At 40.4% G+C, this 20,629-nt stretch carries 15 protein-coding genes; 1 reads left to right on the top strand and 14 read right to left on the bottom strand.

The genetic code is table 11. The annotated features are described in order from the left end of the window. Nucleotides 1–408: 408 nt before the first annotated feature. The 4 genes from mukB to cmoM are packed head-to-tail and all read right to left on the bottom strand — an operon-like array spanning nt 409 to nt 7,667. Nucleotides 409–4,851 (bottom strand): chromosome partition protein MukB, encoded by a 4,443-nt coding sequence (gene mukB, locus M1F26_RS12810; protein WP_140170784.1) that lies wholly within the window; start codon nt 4,849–4,851, stop codon nt 409–411. Further along, complete coding sequence (gene mukE / locus M1F26_RS12815; RefSeq protein ID WP_004256187.1) at nt 4,851–5,576, bottom strand: chromosome partition protein MukE; 726 nt, start codon at nt 5,574–5,576, stop codon at nt 4,851–4,853. Before mukE ends, mukB begins: the two co-directional genes overlap by 1 nt. Beyond that, on the bottom strand, nt 5,557–6,882 hold the full coding sequence (mukF, locus tag M1F26_RS12820) for a chromosome partition protein MukF (RefSeq protein WP_140170785.1): 1,326 nt from the start codon (nt 6,880–6,882) through the stop codon (nt 5,557–5,559). Before mukF ends, mukE begins: the two co-directional genes overlap by 20 nt. Beyond that, nucleotides 6,879–7,667 (bottom strand): tRNA uridine 5-oxyacetic acid(34) methyltransferase CmoM, encoded by a 789-nt coding sequence (gene cmoM, locus M1F26_RS12825; protein WP_140170786.1) that lies wholly within the window; start codon nt 7,665–7,667, stop codon nt 6,879–6,881. The genes mukF and cmoM overlap by 4 nt, the downstream gene beginning before the upstream one ends. Nucleotides 7,668–8,021: 354 nt before the next feature. Between cmoM and elyC the strand changes: the two genes are divergently transcribed. Continuing rightward, nucleotides 8,022–8,849 carry an envelope biogenesis factor ElyC gene (elyC, locus tag M1F26_RS12830; RefSeq protein WP_140170787.1) on the top strand — a complete coding sequence of 276 codons (828 nt, stop codon included), beginning with the start codon at nt 8,022–8,024 and terminating at the stop codon, nt 8,847–8,849. An 87-nt stretch (nt 8,850–8,936) separates the two neighbouring features. Here the strand turns inward: elyC and kdsB are convergent, their stop codons facing one another. From kdsB to aroA, 10 genes are all read right to left on the bottom strand, one after another. Next, nucleotides 8,937–9,683 (bottom strand): 3-deoxy-manno-octulosonate cytidylyltransferase, encoded by a 747-nt coding sequence (gene kdsB / locus M1F26_RS12835; protein ID WP_096864230.1) that lies wholly within the window; start codon nt 9,681–9,683, stop codon nt 8,937–8,939. A gap of 5 nt (nt 9,684–9,688) precedes the next feature. After that, nucleotides 9,689–9,868: a Trm112 family protein gene (locus M1F26_RS12840; RefSeq protein WP_004256203.1), complete on the bottom strand. Its 180-nt coding sequence runs from the start codon at nt 9,866–9,868 to the stop codon at nt 9,689–9,691. Nucleotides 9,869–10,007: 139 nt separating this feature from the next. Further along, on the bottom strand, nt 10,008–10,223 hold the full coding sequence (locus M1F26_RS12845; protein WP_004256206.1) for a cold-shock protein: 216 nt from the start codon (nt 10,221–10,223) through the stop codon (nt 10,008–10,010). Nucleotides 10,224–10,625: 402 nt separating this feature from the next. Then, entirely contained in the window at nt 10,626–11,624 is a 999-nt protein-coding gene (gene lpxK, locus M1F26_RS12850) for a tetraacyldisaccharide 4'-kinase (protein WP_140170788.1), read from the bottom strand. Next, a complete protein-coding gene (gene msbA, locus M1F26_RS12855; protein WP_004256213.1) occupies nt 11,621–13,366 on the bottom strand; it encodes a lipid A ABC transporter ATP-binding protein/permease MsbA in 1,746 nt (581 codons plus the stop codon). The genes lpxK and msbA overlap by 4 nt, the downstream gene beginning before the upstream one ends. A gap of 36 nt (nt 13,367–13,402) precedes the next feature. Continuing rightward, nucleotides 13,403–15,706: a DNA internalization-related competence protein ComEC/Rec2 gene (locus M1F26_RS12860; RefSeq protein WP_318839319.1), complete on the bottom strand. Its 2,304-nt coding sequence runs from the start codon at nt 15,704–15,706 to the stop codon at nt 13,403–13,405. 467 nt (nt 15,707–16,173) lie between these two features. Further along, nucleotides 16,174–16,461: an integration host factor subunit beta gene (gene ihfB / locus M1F26_RS12865; RefSeq protein WP_004256221.1), complete on the bottom strand. Its 288-nt coding sequence runs from the start codon at nt 16,459–16,461 to the stop codon at nt 16,174–16,176. Between the two features lie 56 nt (nt 16,462–16,517). Beyond that, complete coding sequence (gene rpsA, locus M1F26_RS12870; RefSeq protein WP_140170789.1) at nt 16,518–18,191, bottom strand: 30S ribosomal protein S1; 1,674 nt, start codon at nt 18,189–18,191, stop codon at nt 16,518–16,520. 173 nt (nt 18,192–18,364) lie between these two features. Further along, nucleotides 18,365–19,048, bottom strand: coding sequence for a (d)CMP kinase (gene cmk / locus M1F26_RS12875; RefSeq protein ID WP_094960688.1), 684 nt, complete (start codon nt 19,046–19,048; stop codon nt 18,365–18,367). A gap of 187 nt (nt 19,049–19,235) precedes the next feature. After that, nucleotides 19,236–20,513 (bottom strand): 3-phosphoshikimate 1-carboxyvinyltransferase, encoded by a 1,278-nt coding sequence (gene aroA, locus M1F26_RS12880; protein ID WP_140170790.1) that lies wholly within the window; start codon nt 20,511–20,513, stop codon nt 19,236–19,238. Between the last annotated feature and the right edge of the window lie 116 nt (nt 20,514–20,629).

Raw genomic sequence — 20,629 nt, forward strand, 5'->3', positions numbered from 1 at the left:
CACCTTAATTAACTACATGGATAACAATATTTTTTATTATAATTACAATTTTATTGTATTTAATTTTAGCAGTAATGTTATAGGAATAGACTAATTTTCCTTTTTTCGGATTATAGACAGATAAGCACTTAATGAGAAAAAGAATTATTTTCATTATTAGTGGGTATTTATTGGTGCTTTAAACATAGATGAATTTTATTTTAATTAAAAGCTTTAGCTAACGCTTTCTTTCTCACTTAATTTCCATATAGAAAAAGAGGTTTTCATCATGAAAAAATATGTTTTAAACATCGGGTTTTATTCAAATTAATTAATAATCTTGTTAAATTGCATTTGCACTATTTGTTAAATACAAGAAAACCGATATTTATTCCTAAATACCGGCTTTCATTTCATTCACAAAAACTATTACTGCAATGTTGGTGCTTGTACGTTCGGGGTTTCTTGCCCGAAGCCTTTTAAGCCAACCACATGCACATGCTCATGATTACCAACCACTTTACGAACTAGCTTATAGGTTGTGCCCTTCTCAGGGCTAATATTCTCAGGCGCCGCAATAATTAGCTGCATTTCTAACCTGTCACACAGTTCAAATAAGGTTGCAATTGATTTAGCATCTAATCGCGCAGCTTCATCTAAGAATAATAACCGGCAAGGAATAATATCTTTAGCACGCAGACGGCGAGACTCTTCTTCCCAGCTTTGTACTACCATCACTAAGATGGACATACCCGTACCAATAGCCTCACCGGTGGATAACGCACCACTTTCTGCTTTTAGCCAGCCATCTGAACCTCTATTAACCTCAACTTCTAATTCTAAGTAGTTGCGGTAATCGAGTAATTCTTCACCGATGGTTTGTGGCAACCGCTGCCCAACATCCACTTGAGGGTTAAGGCGTTGGTATAATTTCGCCATCGCTTCAGAGAAAGTTAACCGTTGGCTGGTAAACAAGTCTTGATGCATTTCACTTTCTTCAGAAAGGACACTGAGTAACAGCGCATGGCTTTCTCGAATATTCACATTGAGGCGAACACCTTTAACCTGACCAAATGCCACGGCTTGCAGCCCTTGGTTTAGCATACGAATTCGATTCTGTTCGCGCTGAATGGTTTTGCGAATAATATTCGCCACACTTTTTGAACTGATCGCCAATTTTTGCTCACGCGCCGTTAGCTCTTCCGTTAAGCGCGCCAGCTCAATTTCCATTTGCTCGATTGCATCAATCGGGTCATCTGTACGAATGATGTCTTGGCGAATACGTTCACGTAGGTGTTGATATACCGCGATAAAGAATTTGATCTTCCGCTCAGGGTGTTTTGGATCTTCGGACAAACGCAGTACATCACGTAAATGTTCGTTATCCGCAACCGCTAAACGCAACGCACCTAAGGCTTTATCCGACATGGAACGTAAGCTGTCACCGTCAGTATAGGCCAGCTCACGGCGATGTAAACGACGCTCGACACCATTGTCTTTCACCAAGCGCATTACCGCACACCAACCTGCTTTTGCCGTCACTACCTGCTCACGCAGCATATAGTAGTCTTTTTCTAACTTACGAAGGCGCTTCTGTAAGTTATCCATTTCAGCTTCACATAATGTCAGCTGTTTTTCTAACTGGTTAATACGGCTACGATTTTCCATGACGCGCTGGTGCAGCTCATCACGTCGAATACGAGCGCGCTCTTGAGCATCAGGATCAGCTTTTACGCCGATCTCTTGCATCTCAACCTCGAGCTCTTTCAACATTTCTTGTTTGGTATCGAAAGAACTGCGTAACGAGGCAAAAACTTGATGGAACTGTGCACTTTGTGCTTGGTGCTGGCGTAATTGTTCACGAGCACGTGTACGCTCGGTTTCTGCCTGTTCTAAACGCTGACGTAATTTTTCATTCAAGTCCGCGTTTTCATTCACCATTCCTGTTGAATCACTGTAACTAAAGTGAGCACGACGCTGAACAACCTCAACTAATGCAAAGGCTTGCTGTTTTGCATTTTGTTGGCTGTGTTTTGCTGACTCATAATCTTTGCGTAATTGTTCATGTTGTTCAGGATCACTGAGTAACACTGTCACAATCGGTTCTAACTTTTCTAACGCATGACCATGTTTATTCAGGAAATGTGCCGCTTCTTCTGCTTCCGTTAGTTCTTCGTTTATCTCTTCGACTCTGTCCGCCAATGTTTCATCGAGTAATAACCCCATTTGAGGTAATAAACGATTAAGAGCCGCAAGGCTTTCTTTGCCTTGTGCAAATTGTTGGCGTTGCTGCTGAGTTTGCTCTTCAAATTGTGCCAAAGCACGTTCAATTTCCGTGCGTTTCTGGTTAAGCGAACGAATTTCAGCTTCAGGATCATCTTCAAAGGCCACGGAAATATGTTGGCCTATAAACCGACTGAATGCTTGGTGCGAACGCTGAATTTTCTGCACATCAAATGACAGATTCGCATAACGCTCAGCAAGCTCATCACGTTCAGCAGTTAATGACTCTAAATGACTTTCACGAGCAGCACGACCAAACAAAGGCAATTCAGGATAACGAGAGTAACGCCATTGACGCTCAGACGAACGGACTAATACCGCATTTTCAAATTCCTGCGCATCAAAAACGCTGTCATCGAACGATTGAGGATCCCCCTCGATAAAATAAACATCGTCAGGGCAATCTTGTAATGTTTCGAGCTGGCTACGGACCACAGATAAGTCTTGAACCACAATACCATGACGAGCTGGGCCATATAACGCAGAAAAATAAGCCGCATCTTCGATGGTAATGTCATCATAAATTTCTGATAACAAAACACCATTAAAACGCTCAGCCAACGCTAACATGCGGCCATCTTCCGCACCACTTGGCTGACTTAACCGCTCAATTTGCTTTTCGAGATCTTTACGTTGCGCAGCAACTTCATCTCGTTCAACCGTTATTTCCCTTTCTTGTTCAAGGAGTTGCTGCATAAACTCAGTCACAGCAGTACTTGACTCAAACGTTTCATGGGATTGCTCATTAAGCTGTGTTAGCGCTTCTTGGGCCATAATCCATGCAGGGGCTTTAGATGAAAGTTGGCTAATCCGCTGGCGAATTTGTTCCAGTTCTTGGCGCATTTGCATTCGTCTTTCGCCACTCTCATTCACACCAATACTGAGCTCTTCTTGTTGCGCTTCCAGCTCAGCCATCAGTGCATCAAGCTCATCTGGCTCATAGCTTTGGCCATGACGTTTACAGAATTCCGCCAATAAGCGTTCTGCATTTTGCTGGCTATTCAGACGTTGTTGCAATTCAGATAGCTGCATTCGTAATGGTTGTACACGATCCGCTAAATGTTGTTGTGATGACCAATCACGTAATAATGCACGCGCTTGTTGGTATGCATCACTGCGGCTAACTTCCCCTACCATATTTCTAACCAATTGATAGGCTTGCTCAAATTGGCTATGTGCGGCATCAGCCACACTCATTTTTTGCTCAAGCGCTAATAACGCTTGGGTAGCTTGTTGCTCACGCGCTTCGAAGGTATCTAACCATTCATCTGCGTTATCAATGGATAATTCAGGAAGCTGGCACAATTCACGAGCACGCGTTAAGGCATGCAAGGCTTGCTGGTACTGAATGGCACGAGTTTGTTGTACATCCAGTGCTTGTTGGTAGTCAGCTAATTGATTTTTTAATTCATCAACTTCAATTTCAGCAGCTTCAGCTCGTGCTTCATATTCTTCTTGAGTTTCAGTCGCTTCAGCAACAACTTCACTTTGTTCTTCAAGACGATAAGTCAGTTCTTCGATATCTGCTTGATAGCGATCGATTTTTTCTTGTTGACGCAGCGCGGCTTGCACTAAATTTAAATGGTCACTGGCAGCTTGGTAGTCAGCTTCTAATTCTGTAGATGCCCCATTTTGCTCATTCAATTCACGCGCCATTTCGACGCTACGAACTTGTTCAACACGTAATTGTTTACGGCTAGCTAATAGCTCATTGCGCGCAGCCAGTGCTGCATCAAGGTGAATGCGTCTTTCATTGGAATGGCGCATGTAATCCGCAGAAACATAATCAGTCGCCTGGCTAATCAAATGTTTGAATAAGTCGCGGTCTGATTGAGTGACACGAATGGCTTCTAATGTTAAACGGTTTTCACGCAGAGCCGCTTCCATATCTTGGAATGCTTTACGTACCCCACTGTTTTCTGGCAACAAATAATCACGTAATGAGCGAGTAATGGCACTAGAAATACCACCATATAGTGACGCTTCAATCAGTCGATAATATTTGCTTCGGTCACTCGCAGAACGTAAGCGTTTCGGTAACACGCCTAATTCAAACAGTGTCGAGTGGTAATCGGTAATTGAGCTAAACTGCTTAAACAAAACGCCTTCCTGTTCTTCAAGACATTCTTTTAGCTCATTGAGTGGGATCACTTTTGCTTGGCGGCCATCGATAACTTCCGTCAATATTTCCGTTGGAACTGTCGCTAATGGAATGCCTTGTACCATAAATGGCTTAATATCGACTTTTTTATCGCGCCCTGCGACTTGCTGTAAACGCACCCCCACCATGACTCGCTGATGCTTCGAATTTAACACATCCAAAATAGCGTAACAGACACCAGGACGTAACTTACCATGCAAGCCTTTATCACGAGAACCTGAGGTCGCGCCGGCTTCCGTTGTGTTACGGAAGTGAAGTAAGGTTAAATCTGGGATCATCGCGGTAATAAATGCCGCCATGGTTGTTGATTTACCTGCACCATTACCACCCGATAACGTGGTCACTAATTCATCAAGGTCAAAAGTTCGGGCAAAAAAACCGTTCCAATTCACCAGCGTCAGTGAGCGAAATTTTCCGCGTTCAATCATTATTCTTCATCCTCATCACTTTCTGCCGGTTCTTGACTCTCTTCGCCATCCTCTTCATCACTATCTTTTAGTGATAATTCACCGTCAAGAGAGATAGCTTCACCATCACGGATCATCCGTAACTGTGCATCTTGTGGGTTATCGCCACTGCGCACATCGGCGCCAAAACGGAATACAGATTCACTAATAATAAATTTACTCGAATCATTTTGCAGAAAATGCACCATTCCCAAGCGACGTAAACGATTGAGTGATGTTCTTAATTTTTCCTGCAATTTTTGTTTATCTAGGTCAGAGCCTGTCGAACGTTGATTAACAAATTTAAGTAGTTTGCTTTCATCCGCTAATGATAATAATTCTTCAAATAACTCTTGTGAGGTAAAAATACCTTGGTTACTCAAGCGTTCAGGGCTGAGATAGAGATAACAAAGAATTTTCCCAACCATCATATCTAATTCAGATAACACAGAGCGAGGTATTAAGGTTGTTGATCGCGGACGTAAATAGAAGAACCCCTCAGGGGCACGAATTAATTCTACGTTATATCGTGCATAAAATTGTTCTAATGCTTCCTGAAAATCCATTAAAAATGCGTGGTTATCAAGGTCATCAACACTAATATGGCGACCTGAACGCAATTGGCTGTCTAGTTCTGGAAAAATCGGGTTAGCTAATGCTTGAGCCAGCTTAACTGGCATAAATTGTTCAATATTTGTCGATGACATGTGCCTGTACCTTGGCTCCGTGATCATTAATAGCTTGCCATTCTGCCGGTAATCCCGCCAAATCAGCCTCTGCGATACCTAATTTAACAGCTTGGTCGATAATAATTCGAGCAACATCAAAATGACGTTTTTGTGGATATTGCAGTAAGTACTCATGCAACACACGGCCAATATCGAGCGGCCGTTGCTCTGCTTTATAAATAGCTAACTCAACTTCCATTAGCTCAGCAAGCTTGTCATTTAATTCACTAAACTCTTCAAACTCAAGCTCTGGTGGTAATTCACCCATGACCTCTTCATCATGCAACGCGAGCTCTTCATCACGCATATCGAATAACCGATCCGCATTAGCGTAAGTGAGTGCCCAAGGGCTATCAAGGTAATGCTGAACGGATTGACGTAACCGCTGAGAAAATATTCTATTTTTATCCATATCGATAGCTGTACGGATAAACTTATGAACATGACGATCATAACCAATCCATAAATCGATAGATTGTTGACCCCAGCTAACAATACGGTCTAGTTTATTTTGCAAGTCAAAAACCAACCTATCCACTAAATCAGAGAACGCTGGCGCATTCATATTGGCTTCTTGAATACGTAATAAATTCGCTTGCAGTTTATCCCCTGCGGCTTCCAATGTGTCTTGCAACTCACGCAATGTACCTGATGTTTCTGATAATAATTGCTCACAGTTAGCAATAGCTGCCTGCCAGTCTTGATTTAATAATGCGGCAATATCTTCTTTTACTGAATTTTGCTGTTCATCCATAATACGTTGGGATAAATCAATACTGTCAAAAATTTCAGCAACTGAATATTTTAGTGGGGCAAACACGTAACGATGCCAATAAAATTCATCACCACCTTCCTCTGCGGCTTCAGCGGCACGTTGCAGCTCTCCTGCAACAATAGAAAGTTGCATGGAAAGTCTTAATGTTGAGAACTCTCTCTGACGAATATAATAATCGCTGATGCCAATCCCCAAAGGGGTTAACCGGTAAATTGCATTACCTTCAACAATGTCACTGGCAAAACGGTTAAAAATCTTCTGGCGAACCATATCATTGATGGCATTATTGGCCCTTACTGACAATGATTCAGTTGTCTGCTCAAACCCTTTGCAAACTTCACGAAAGGCATCAACCAGTTCCCCTTCACTCATTTCACCATTGACTCTTTCACTGTTTAATACCGCTACCGCGAGCAAAAATGCTAAACGTTCAGCGGGAAGTGAAATCGAAAAATCATTTTTTCGTGCCCAAGACACAAGTTCAGGGACGGTCTGGGAAAAATCACTCATAAATCGTCCTTTTGTATTTGTTTGCGTGCCATGACATGAATATAACGCCCCATGCTAATATAGGGTTCTTCACGGCAATACTGCTGTTCTAATGCCAACAATGCCGGAAAATCTTTTTGTTGTAACTGCCGACTTTGTAAATAGTCATGGAATACCCTGACACCACTTTTACCGATGATTTGCATATTACACTCGCCCAACCAAGCATCAACCTGATGAGGAAAAAGCGGGTTTTGTGGTGATAACGAGCGTTTACGACGACGTTGAATATGTGGCGTTGCAAGATGAAAATTTCCCAAAATTGCATTACGCATCACCAGACCATTTGCATTATAGAACATGACAGAAAATACGCCTTCTGGTCTAATTATATCTACCAGTTGTTCAATTGCATATTTTTGATCGCTAATCCATTCAAGTACCGCATGAAATAAAACAAGGTCAACAGGTTCATCAATATATTGTGCGATATCTTGCACTGCACAATGAACAAAACGCATGTTATCGCTAATACCTTGTTCCTTGGCAAGCTCACTGCCTCGTTCCAACATCTCTTCAGATAAATCGCAAAGTATCACCTGATGCCCCATTTCGGCGAGTTTGCGTGAAAAGTGTCCTTCACCACCACCTGCATCAAGTATTTTTAGAGTTTTACCCTCAAATTGGCTGCTTAATAATTGAGTTAAATCTTGCCAAACTACCGCTTCTCGTATTTTTCCTTTTGTCGTTCCGTAGATATTTTTTGCAAATTTATCGACAATATCATCAAAGTTGCGGTCTGCCATGTGCTATCCGGTTGCCTATCATCTATTATTTAAAGCGGTTTATGAGCCAATTTGTCGCGAAAAAACGTAAAATGGTTGATTACATCCTGATATTGAGAAAATTAACTCTAACCAGAAATATTCTCATATTGCAGCGTATTTATCACATACAATGCGAGGCGACTGTTAAAACAGGAATTATAACAGATAATAGCTATATTTTTGCATAGTACTTCATTGTGCTCAGCAAATTTCAGTTTGCTACTATTAAACACTATTCTGTTATTTTCCCTCTAATTTCGCTGCGTTATTGCATATTTTTCCGTAGATTCTGCCACAATGATTAATCGATAACCCTTAAAAATAGGCTTAGTTATGTTATTTATCTTAAAAAAATATATTGGTTCTCTATTGATGCCATTACCATTATTACTCATCATCGGGTTTATCGGATTGCTTTTGCTTTGGTTTACACGCTGGCAGCGTTGTGGAAAGGCGTTTACTACCCTAAGTTTAGTTTTAATAACTCTGTTGGGGTTACAACCTGTTTCAGATACTTTACTTGCCCCAGCAGAAAAACTATTCAATAAGCGCTATGAATTAATTACTGATAATCCACCTCAAGATGTACGTTATATTGTTGTTCTCGGTGGCGGTTTTACGTATAACCCTGATTGGAGTCCAAGTTCCAATCTGTTGAATAATAGCCTACCTAGAGTGACTGAAGGTGTTCGTCTTTACCTTAAACACCCTGGTAGTAAACTAATTTTCACTGGCGGTAAAGCGAGTAGTCCTATTAGCAGTGCCGAAGTTGCTGCACAAGTTGCTCAATCCTTGGGTGTCCCCGCACAAGATATAATTCCCCTCACTGAACCCAAAGATACACAAGAGGAAGCTTATGAAGTTGAAAAAATCATTGGGAAATCTCCTTTTTTATTAGTCACTTCTGCTAACCATCTACCTCGAGCGATGACTATGTTTACTCAACGAGGAATGAACCCTTTCCCTGCACCCGCAAACCAGTTAGTTATCACGAGTGAAATTAATCCATGGGAGAAATATATCCCTTCCTCTTATTACTTTGGCCATAGTGAACGTGCTTGGTATGAATTTCTTGGTACGCTTTGGTGGCATTTAAAACCCAATAATACACAGGCGTTAGAAGAGCAACTTGCTACGCCTGAGTCAGTTACCGCTGAATAGTAGCAAAAAAGGTGTAATCTATTGAGATTACACCTTTTGTTTAGCTAAATCGCATATTGGCTATTTGAGCTATTAGGAAAATGTGGGCTACTGAATAAATTGACTTCTAACGAGTTCAAGATCTTCAGGGGTATCAACACCAGCACCTGGCGTAGTTTTCGCGACATCCACATGAATTTTCTCGCCATACCAAAGCACCCTAAGTTGCTCTAGCATTTCGATTTTCTCTAATGGGCTTGCTTCCCACTTAATATAACGACGAATAAACCCTGCTCGATAAGCGTATATACCAATGTGACGCAAAAAGGTATCCCCTATTACATCATGGCTTTTCGCAAAGTTGTCTCTATCCCAAGGAATAGTTGCCCGAGAAAAATACAATGCATAACCTTCGTGATCAGTTACAACCTTGACAGTATTTGGATTAAACGCTTCATGAGCATCATTAATAGGTACAGCTAGCGTCCCCATTTCAGCTTTACTCCCCTGAAGATTACGAGCAACTTGGCTGATAATCTCAGGTGGAATTAAAGGTTCATCACCTTGCACATTCACAATGATTTCATCGTCAGAAAAAGCATAGGTATCAATAACTTCAGCTAGTCTTTCTGTCCCAGACTGATGATTTGGGTTAGTCATACAAGCTTCACCACCTGCTTCAATCACCGCTTTAGCAACATCAGAGTGATCTGTCGCAACTATCACTCGGCTAGCCCCCGATTTAACAGCTTGCTCCATTACTCGAACAACCATTGGCTTGCCATGGATATCAGCCAAAGGTTTACCTGGTAAGCGTGTTGAGGCATAACGAGCAGGAATAATAACCGTAAACATGAGGATTACTGACCTTCATCTAATGAAACGGGGCGCGCTTCATTTTCTAGTAATACAGGGATGCCATCACGAATGGGATAGGCTAAATGATCAAACTTACAGATAAGTTCGAGGTTTTCTTTGTTATAACTTAATTTGCCGTGACATACAGGACAGGCAACGATTTCAAGTAAACGGTGATCCATGTTTTCTCCCGAATGGATTTTAACTCACTTGGAGTCAGGATATCACATGCAGATATCACCGTTAACTTTAATCTTCCTGAATAAGATCTCCTGCGAGAGATGAGAGGATAAAAGCAGAAGAAATTGTTCTGTTTATTATCTAATAAGCAATAACGTCAGCTGCCGTTATGCCATCCGAATTACGAGTAACAGAGAACTCAACGTTTTGACCTTCGAATAATGATTTGATTTTTTTATTAGCAATTGACTTTGTTGTCACAAATACATCATCACCACCATTGAATGGTGAAATAAAACCGTAACCTTCTTTTGCGTCAAACCATTTAACTCGACCCATATGTAATTGAAAATTCATATTAAAACTCCTTTTGTTCTGAGAACAATATTTTTTTTATCTTTGTATCATTACTCTTTCTTGCTTCCCATTTATAAAATGCCGATCTATTAATACATCAAAGAGTAATTAAACTTTACCAATTCATGCGCACAAATCATTGCGCATATTTTATAACGCCCATATATATAGATTTCAGACACCGCTAATCTACTGCGAAGTTAACAGTCTATTTTGACATTATGATGACAAAACGCAGTGACAGCGACTTTACAATGTAGATTACGCGAGGATATGAAGACTAACTAAAGAACGGGGCGTGAAATTTAAGCTAGTATAAAATCCAATTATCAATGTATTGCATCTAGATACATAATAAGTGGATCTATATCACATTGGCGATATTATTATCACAGAGGAACGTTATAGACAAGTTTTTTTGTTATTTGTGATAAGTTTTCTTATTCCGCTTAAGATTTTTTCAGCGTCAATCGGCTGCAATTGTACTTGTACTGGCAGGAACCACCAATTTGGTTGTGCAAAAGCACGGCATTTCACCGCGTCTTTTTCGGTCATTAATAAGTTTTGCTCATTTTTAACTAACGGTGAAAGCTGTTTTAATTCGTACGATTGGTGATCAGCAAAAGCATGAGTGTTAATAACTTCGACCCCTTTGTTTTCTAATGAGGTAAAAAAACGAGGAGGATGACCAATACCTGCCATTGCGACAACCGCAGGTAACTGTGTAACCGCTCGTTTTTCCCCACTAACAAGGTTACAAGCAACATCACCTTCAAGGGCCATTAAGGCTTCATTTTCTTGAGCTTCACCGCCGTTAACAATGACAGCATTAACACGCTTTAAACGCCCAGCCCTTTCACGCATAGGCCCTGCGGGTAGCCACCAACCATTACCAAAACGACGCTGGCCATCAATAACGACAATCTCGTAGTCACGTTGCAATGCATAGTGCTGCAACCCATCATCAGTAATAATCACATCTAATGGAAATTTCTCTAATAAGGCTTTAACTGCATCACTACGCTTGGGGGCAACCGCTACAGGAGATTTAGTACGATGAAAAATTAATACGGGCTCATCTCCTGCAACTTCAGTTGTCGTTGTTTCATCGAGTATCAGCGGGTACTTTTCAGATTTACCACCATAACCTCGAGAAACAACCCCTACACGGTAGCCTTCTTTAGTAAGTGATTCCACTAACCAGATAACAACAGGGGTTTTACCATTTCCCCCCGCTGTCAGGTTTCCAACCACTACTACTGGAATTGGGGCTTTCCATGAACGTTTTAGCCCGATTTTATAAACCATATCTCTAATTACCGTTACTAACCCATAAAGGAAAGATAACGGCAGTAATAAGAGATACAGCCATGATTTACCAGACCAAATGCGTTCTATCATTGTTTAAACTGAATGCTATGTAACTGTGAATATGCGCCATCTTGAGCTAATAGCGATTTATGGTCACCACGCTCAATGATTCGGCCATCTTGTACAACTAATATCTCATCTGCATTTTCTATCGTCGATAACCTGTGGGCAATGACCAAAGATGTTCTATTTTTCTGTAACTCATCAAGAGCAGCTTGAATAGCACGTTCAGACTCTGTATCTAGCGCGGATGTCGCCTCATCAAGAATAAGAATTGGGGCATCACGTAGCAGTGCTCGAGCAATCGCGATCCTTTGACGTTGCCCTCCAGAAAGCATAACACCATTTTCACCAATAACCGTGTCCAAGCCTTTTTCAAGTTTAGCAATAAAATCCATTGCATAAGCCATTTCTGCAGCTTTCTCTATTTGCTCACGGCTGTAGCTGCCGTCTGTTGCATAGGCAATATTATTGGCTATCGTATCGTTAAATAGATAAACATGCTGAGAAACTAACGCGACTTGGCTACGTAATGAAGATAACGTGTATTCACGAATGTCATGCCCATCAATTTGAATAGACCCCTCGTCGATGTCATAAAAACGTGTAATCAAATTTGCAATTGTGGACTTACCTGAACCTGATCGCCCAACCAGAGCAACTGATTTCCCTGCTGGCAAAGTAAACGAAACATCGTCTAACGCAGGATGCTCTTTGGTTGCATAGGTAAAGGTAACATGTTCAAATTTAATATCTCCTTTAACCTCTTTAAGTACTTTATTTCCGTTATCTTTTTCTTGTTCGGAATCTAAGATAGCAAATAAAGTTTGGCAAGCCGCCATACCACGTTGGAATTGAGAGTTAACGTTAGTTAATGATTTTAAAGGACGCATCAGTGCAAACATTGATGAGAAAACAACTGCAATTGTACCCGATGTTAATTCATCACGAATTTCAGGAAAGCTCGCTGCATAAAGGACAAATGCTAGTGCAAATGATGCAATTAACTGAACAATAGGATCTGAAATTGCTGAAGCGGTTACCATTTTCATATTTTGGCGGCGCATGTTGTTACTGACTTTATTAAAGCGTTCAGTCTCAACTTTCTGTCCCCCAAAAATTAAAACTTCTTTATGGCCTTTTAACATCTGTTCAGCACTTGCCGTCACATGCCCCATACCGGTTTGCATGTTTTTACTAATCTTACGAAAACGTTTAGAGACGATACGAATAGTGACTGATACAATCGGGGCAATTACGATTAAAATAAGAGAAAGTTGCCAGCTATAATAAAACATCATCGCAAACAACCCAATGATATAAGCACTTTCACGAATAATTGTAATTAATGCTCCAGAAGAAGAAGATGCAACTTGTTCTGAATCATAGGTAATTCTAGATAATAGTGTTCCTGTTGATTGCTGGTCAAAAAAACTAACAGGCATTCCCATCATATGACCAAATAATTTTCGCCGCATGTTCATCACGACTTTACCTGCAACCCAGGAAACACAATAGGTTGAAACAAAGCTAGACCCACCTCGAACAACCATTAAACCTAACACCGCAAGCGGAAGCCATTTTAAAACGTCATTATCTGCTTTATCAAAGCCCTCATCCAATAAAGGTTTTAATAAAGAAATCATAAACGCGTCACCCGCTGCGTTTATGATAAGTGCTATTGCTGCAACGATTAAACCCGCTTTAAAAGGCGCAATTATCGGCCACAAGCGACGAAAAGTTTGTTTTGTCGAAAGGTCTTTATCATTCATACTTTTAATTACCAGACTTAATGTAAGCGCACTATTCTACTCGGGAAATAGCGGTAAGCCAAACCACAGATGATACCAGCGGGGCTGAATTTCATAGCGATAACGTGAAATTTTAATTTTTTCCTTTTTAAACCATATAGTTAACTGGCCATCTTCCGCTGTATTTAACCATTTAATATTATTATTTTTATACCGAAAATAGACTTTTGGCGATGGAATTTTCCATGCACTATACCTTGCTGATGAGACTACCACCATTGAAGGTTGAACATTTCTTAATAATAAATCAGTTGATGACGTGCTGCTTCCATGATGAGGAGCGAAAAGAAGAGTCGAACGTAACCGATTCTTGTACATTGCGACCAGTGATTTTTCCCCTTGTTTTTCGATATCTCCTGTTAATAAAATTTTATGAAACCCATCCGTTAATTGAATAACACAAGAATCATCATTATGTGATATTGGCGCTAGCTTTTCAGGCCATAATACTTCAAAAGTTAATATCCCCCACTGCCATTTTTGGCCTTTAAAACACGGAAGGTGTTCCATACTTTTTATATTATTAGTTTTTTCCCTATTTACCGACGTTTTTTGTGGACCAAAGCTACTTCTTACACTTAGCCATGGGTATTGCTGGATTAAATAATTTGTGCCACCAGTATGGTCTAAATGATTATGGCTTAAAATTACCCCAATTGGGGTTATATCGTGATATTTAAGAAAAGGAACAATTTGACGCTGTGCATTGCTTCCCCCTTTCCAAGCGTTTCCAGTATCATAAAGTAATGCCAAGTTGTTTTGTTCTATCACAACCGCTAACCCGTGGCCGATATCTAATACCGTAATTTTCCAGCCTTCTTTGAATTGCTTACCACTTCCCCTTTCTAAGAAAATTGAAATAACCACACAACCAATAAGCCCAAAATAACGTTTGTACCACTTAAATAAGGCAACAATGATGCTTAACCAACATATTAAAAATAAATAATAGGGAACATTGATAAATTCTGACCAAAAGGTACTTAAATAAGGTAATGGTTTTAGCCCTATATCTATAACCCTATCTATCGTATATAAAATAGGTTGCTGAACCACTTTTATTGGTACTAAAAACAAGAGCAAAATAGCAGGAACAACACACCAAGAAACTAACGGGACAAACCAGATATTTGCCACTAACCCCATTACATTAATACCATTAAATAAACTAAGTTGCATTGGGATCAGTAAGACTAGTAAGCCAATTTGTAAATGGGTTAACCCTATAATTTTCCCCTTTACACCTTTAGATAAATAATATGGTAGTGGAAATATGGTTAACCAATAAAGAATGGCTAGCACAGCGAAACTAGATAACCAAAAACTATCTGACAAAATAGCTAATGGGTCTAATAATAATATTCCTGCGATACTCCACAGTGCCCATTGCCAAGCAAAATACCTTGCAGGCTTATTTCTGATATATACCCATAATAGTAGGGCAAATAATGCTCGAGTCGCAGGGATAGCAAAGCCAGAGATCCATGCATAAAAAATTGCTAACCCTATACCAATTACTACTGGTAGTGTTTCATTGACATACTTTATTGGTAAAAAATATTGAATCCCTCGAGTGATAAGAAAACCAAACAAGTAAGCTAACCCAATATGCAAGCCTGATATAGCCATTAAATGTGTCAAACCTGTTCTCTGTAGTAAATATGTTTGTTCTACTGCCAACAAACTTCTATCTCCAAACATTAGTCCATAAATAATCCCTTTATTAGATAATGAATTAATTAGCTCCATATAATTATGGATAACTTTTTGTCTTACAGAACAATCCTTTTTTAATAATTCTATTTTCTTACTTTTCAAAACTCCAATGATTCTATTAGCCAAATAATAACGTTGTAGGTTAAATCCTCCTTCATTTAGTGAGCTGTGTAGTGGCTTTACAGTGCCATCGATTCGCCACAACTGCCCAGCGCAAACTGTTTCCTTTGTTTTCCACGTAGCATATAAAGGAGGGAAAACAATGCGGTTGTTAATTTTATCAATACGTACTTTGATTTTTTGTTCTTTGTCACTTAATGAAATACCAACAATAACTATATTAATATCGTTATTTTTTGTAGATAGATAATTGATATGGTTAATGATATTAATTCCATGCCAATTAGCCCATAAGAAAAACATAATAGTTAATGCAAGGAACTTTCCTAACTTACCCAATAGAAAGAGCATTATTAACAGCACCATAAATAACACGATAAGGAATAATTCACTCAACATTATAATTTCAGGTATAAATAAAAGTGGTAACGTACCTAAAATCAAAGCAATAGAAGCCAGCGTCATCGAAACAGGTGAGTTTTTATTAAAGATTAATTATATTTTTTGAGTGGATTATTTAACCATCTCATTATGTAGATGATATTTTTTATCAATTTTAGTATCCCTACATAGATTTATTAGCTCTAGTTTAATTATTCATACTAAATTTTTTAAGTTTCTATCATCTCTTTTATGTAGCCCTTCCCGAAATATTTTTTCTTTATAAAAAGGTACATATTAGTTTGCGAAGCGCTTCGCAAAACATGTATATATCTCTAAAAGTAGTTTTGAATTTGTTTTATTACATTAAGAGTTTAGAAATATATTGGTGTTGGTGTTGGTGCTGGTGTTGGTGTTGGTGTTGGGGTTGGTGTTGGGGTTGGTGTTGGGGTTGGGGTTGGGGTTGGGGTTGGTGTTGATCAGAAATAAAAAACAGTGCCGTATAAAATACAAGCACTGTTTTGATGTAATAATTAAGATTTACAGCCCGATTATTGGCCGTAAATATTTACACGATCACGTAATTCTTTACCTGGTTTAAAGTGAGGAACATATTTACCTTCTAGTTCCACTTTATCACCAGTTTTTGGGTTACGGCCAACGCGTGGAGCACGGTAGTGAAGAGAAAAACTGCCGAAACCACGGACTTCAATACGCTCACCGTTAGCTAACGTATCCGCCATATGCTCAAGAATTTCCTTTACAGCTTCCTCAACGGTTTTTGCTGAAAGATGAGACTGCTGGCTAGCCAGTCTTTCAATTAATTCAGACTTGGTCATAGTACCTCCCTAAACTACCGTTACAAAGGGGCAACGCTACTGTTGCCCCCACTTAATTATTCGCCTTTAGCTGCTTTGAAAGCTTCAGCCATAGCATTGTTGCCGAATGCTGTATCTTCTTGTTTGTTCACAGCTGCGACAGCGTCTTTCTCATCAGCTTCGTCTTTAGCGCGAACAGACAGGTTGATTACACGGTTTTTACGATCAACACCAGTGTATTTAGCTTCAACATCATCACCAACGTTCAGAACCAGTGTTGCATCTTCAACACGGTCACGTGAAGCTTCTGATGCACGCAGGTAACCTTCAACGCCCAGTGTCAGCTCAACAGTTGCACCTTTAGCATCAACTGCGGTTACTTTACCAGTTACGATTGCGCCTTTCTTAGTTGCTGCTAAATAGTTATTGAATGGATCTTCAGCTAACTGTTTAACACCTAAAGAAATACGTTCACGCTCTGCGTCGACTTGCAGAACAACAGCTGCGATTTCATCACCTTTTTTGTATTCACGAACTGCTTCTTCGCCTGCAACGTTCCAGGAGATGTCAGACAGGTGAACCAGGCCATCGATGCCGCCGTCCAGACCGATGAAGATACCGAAGTCAGTGATAGACTTGATTTTACCTTCAACGCGGTCGCCTTTGTTGTGAGTTTCTGCAAATTGCTGCCATGGGTTAGATTTGCACTGTTTCAGGCCCAGTGAGATACGACGACGTTCTTCATCGATATCCAGAACCATAACTTCAACAACATCACCAACGTTAACAACTTTAGATGGGTGGATGTTTTTGTTAGTCCAATCCATTTCTGAAACGTGAACCAGACCTTCAACGCCTTCTTCGATTTCTACGAAGCAACCATAGTCAGTCAGGTTAGTAACGCGACCAGTCAGTTTAGTACCTTCTGGGTAACGTTTAGCGATTGCGACCCAAGGATCTTCGCCCAGTTGTTTCAGACCCAGAGAAACACGAGTGCGCTCACGGTCGAATTTCAGAACTTTAACATTGATTTCATCACCAACGTTGACGATTTCGCTTGGGTGTTTAACACGTTTCCAAGCCATGTCAGTGATATGCAGCAGGCCGTCAACACCGCCCAGATCAACGAATGCACCGTAGTCAGTAAGGTTCTTAACGATACCTTTAACTTCCATGCCTTCTTGCAGATTTTCCAGCAGTTGATCGCGCTCAGCGCTGCTTTCAGATTCAATTACAGCACGACGAGAAACAACAACGTTGTTGCGTTTCTGATCCAGCTTGATTACTTTGAACTCAAGCTCTTTGCCTTCCAAGTGAGTAGTATCACGAACTGGACGTACATCAACCAGTGAACCTGGTAAGAACGCACGAATACCGTTCAGCTCAACAGTGAAACCACCTTTAACTTTACCGTTGATAACACCAGTTACAGTTTCAGCTTCTTCGTAAGCTTTTTCCAACATCAGCCATGCTTCATGACGTTTAGCTTTCTCACGAGACAGGATAGTTTCACCGAAACCATCTTCTACTGCATCCAGAGCTACATCGATTTCGTCGCCAACTTGGATTTCTAGCTCACCCTGAGCATTTTTGAACTGTTCTACTGGGATAGCAGATTCTGATTTAAGACCTGCGTCAACAAGGACTACGTCTTTATCGATGGCAACAACAGTACCACGGACGATAGAACCAGGACGAGTTTCAATATTCTGCAGGGATTCTTCAAAGAGTTGAGCAAAAGATTCAGTCATATTAATGATCTTCAAGAGTTTTAAATTAACGTCCACTTAGCTTCCCGCCAAATGGGGTTGTTTCACATACCCCACAACATTCCATGTCGCAAGGTTGATGCTATGCTAATAATATAATCACATAGCGGTAACTGCGTATATTATCTAATTATAAGCTAAAATAAAGCCTATTATCACGATAATTGTAGAATTTTTTTTGCATAGGTGTGTGCTTTTTCAATAACTTCCTCAATAGACATACTTGTGGAATCCAGCACTAATGCGTCTTTCGCGGCAATAAGAGGTGCAACAGAGCGATTACGATCACGAAAATCCCGCTCTTCAATTTCGCTTAAAAGACGTTCAAAATTAACATCAAAACCTTTTTCTTGCAACTGCTTCATCCGCCGATGAGCCCGTTCTTCCGCGGAGGCATCAAGAAAAATTTTTACCGGTGCATCGGGAAAAACCACCGTTCCCATATCACGGCCATCAGCAATTAGCCCTGGATGGGTTCTAAATGCACGTTGGCGTCGGAGTAAAGCTTCACGTACGCGAGGAAAAGTGGCTGTTTGGGATGCAGTGTTTCCTACTGTTTCGGTTCTAATTTGATTCGAAACATCTTCCCCTTCCAGAATGACTTTCAGTACATTATCTTCAGGAACAAATTTCACATCTAAATTTGCAGCCAACGGAACTAACGCATCTTCGGATTGGATATCAACATGGTGATGTAACGCTGCTAACGCTAATACACGATAAATCGCGCCAGAGTCTAAAAGTTGCCACCCAAACTCGTTTGCTAATGCTTGGCAAAGCGTACCTTTACCTGCTCCGCTTGGTCCATCAACGGTGATTACAGGGGCTATCGCCACCATAAAAAATCTCCTTTTCTGCAAATAGCCTAGCTACCCGCAATTAAAATCTGTGAAGGTATTATACCAATTCAGTAGATTTGTGAAATAAGCAGGTTCTGATGATTGCTAAAAAATAAGAAAAAGTTGATATTTGAATCGTAAAAATCAGGTTGATATCAAAGAAAATAATATCAACCCAATCAATAGATTAATGACTTAGACGTGCCAACTGTTCGAAGTAATCAGGAAAAGTTTTTGCAGTGCAGCCCGGATCCAAAATTGTTACTGGTGTATCTGATAATGCAACTAACGAAAAACACATTGCAATACGATGGTCGTTATAGGTTTCAATTTCAGCATGTTGTAATTTTTTCGGTGGAACAACACGAATATAATCATGCCCCTCTTCCACTTCAGCGCCAACTTTTCGTAACTCTGTCGCCATCGCATATAACCGGTCGGTCTCTTTTACCCGCCAGTTATAGATATTACGAATAACCGTTTCGCCTTCAGTAAACAGGGCAACCGTTCCAATGGTCATTGCCGCATCAGGGATCGCGTTCATGTCCATATCAATACCTGTCAACGTTCCGCGTTCACATTCAACGTAGTCATCACCCCAACGAATAGTCGCGCCCATTTTTTCTAATACGTTGGCAAATTTAGTGTCCCCTTGCAAACTATTGCGCCCAATTCCTGTTACACGCACTACGCCCCCCTTAATGGCGGCCGCAGCGAGGAAATAAGACGCTGATGAAGCATCACCTTCCACTAAATATTCGCCTGGTGATTGGTATTGTTGCTGCCCTTTGATAACGAAATATTCATATTGATGATTTTCGATATTAACACCGAACGTTTTCATTAATGCTAATGTGATATCAATGTAAGGTTTGGAGACTAACTCGCCAATAATTGTAATTGTTGTGTCTTGCTCTGCACGCGGTGCCGCCATTAACAGCGCAGTTAAAAACTGGCTGGAAACAGACCCATCAACTGAAATTTGGCCACCAATAAAACCACCTTTTAAACGTAATGGTGGGTAATTCTCTTGTTCCAAATATTCAATCTCTGCACCGCCTTCCCTCAGCGCATCAACCAAATGCCCAATTGGGCGCTCTTTCATGCGAGGCTCACCCGTTAAAATAATATTATTACGGCTTAGTGATAGTGCTGCGGTCAGTGGGCGCATTGCAGTTCCCGCATTGCCTAAAAAGATTTCTGTTTCATCTGGATGAGATAAATTTCCACCTAAACCTTCCACACGACAACGTGTTTTATCTTCAGACAATTGGTAGTTAACACCTAGCTGGCTTAATGCATTCAGCATATAGCGAATATCATCACTGTCCAATAAGTTAGTGAGTGTGGTCGTTCCTTTAGCCATCGCTGCTAATAATAGTGCGCGGTTTGAGACACTTTTTGACCCTGGCAAATTAATTGTGCCGTTGATTGAAGAAATAGGTTGTAATGTCAGGGATTGCATAAAAAGCAGTTTCTCCAGTGAAGTTTTGCAAGTAAATAAAATCTGGCTCTATTTTCTTTTAAGTCAAATAAGAAGAGCACAGATAACCGACTGAACATCCTATTTCAGTCGGCAAA

The organism is Providencia sp. PROV048 (assembly GCF_033688165.1).
In the GTDB taxonomy this organism is placed as follows: Bacteria; Pseudomonadota; Gammaproteobacteria; order Enterobacterales; family Enterobacteriaceae; genus Providencia; species Providencia hangzhouensis.